Source organism: Pseudomonas graminis, from assembly GCF_001705435.1.
GTDB classification, from domain to species: Bacteria; Pseudomonadota; Gammaproteobacteria; order Pseudomonadales; family Pseudomonadaceae; genus Aquipseudomonas; species Aquipseudomonas graminis_B.
Map to the genome: position 1 here is coordinate 1 of NZ_MDEN01000025.1, position 911 is coordinate 911.

A 911-nucleotide genomic window follows, 5' to 3' on the forward strand; every position below is an offset into this window, starting at 1 on the left:
CGATCCCCCACCAGATCACCAATCGGCGCGTAGGCCGTGGTGAAATCAGCGGTCTCGGCAGACGCCAGCCACAAGGTCGGTGTGACCACGGTTTCCGTCGGGCCGTAGCCGTTGATGATCCACAGCGGCTGCAGATTGCGGATCACGTCATGGAGCATTTCCCGGCTGAAGGCTTCACCGGCAAAACAGTAGGTCTTCACTCCCGGCCCTTTGCCCTGCACACCGGCCCAGTCGGACAGCTGACGCAGGTAGCTCGGCGGGAACGAGGCCACGGTGATGCCTTCGCGGATCAGCGTGTCGTAGGTCTGCTCGACGCTCCACAGCTCTTGATCGCGCAGTACAACGCGGGCGCCGTAACACAGCGGCATCATCCAGCCTTCGTGGGCGCCGTCGAAGCTGATCGACAGGAAGTGGAACTTGCGGTCTTCCGGGGTAAAGCGATAACGCTCGCCGATGGTCTGGATGTGCATCGAGATGTCGGCGTGGGCGACGGCCGCGCCCTTTGGCTTGCCGGTCGAACCCGAGGTGTAGATCAGGTACGCCAGTTGCTGAGGGTGAATCACCACATCCGGCGCCGTCACCGGTTCGGACGAGCAATCCAGCTCATCGATATTTAACAGCGGCACATCACCGACCGGCACACGACCCAGCGCAGCGTCGTGGCTGATCAGCAGCTTCACGCCGCCGTCTTCCAGCATGTAACGCAGGCGCTCGGTCGGGTAATCCGGGTCCAGCGGGATGTAGGCGCCGCCGGATTTCAGCACGGCGTAAAACGCCAGCCACAGATCAATCCCCCGCTCCATGGCAATCGCCACGCGCACTTCAGTGCCGATGCCTCGCGCCCGCAGCGCATGAGCCAGTTGGTTGGCACGACGGTCGAACTCGGCGAAGGTCAGGCGCTGTTCGCCATG

At 63.1% G+C, this 911-nt stretch carries 1 protein-coding gene; it reads right to left on the bottom strand.

Annotated elements, in window-relative coordinates; genetic code table 11:
• A partial coding sequence (locus BBI10_RS00105) for an AMP-binding protein (RefSeq protein WP_141695060.1) occupies positions 1–911 on the bottom strand: 911 nt, incomplete at both ends.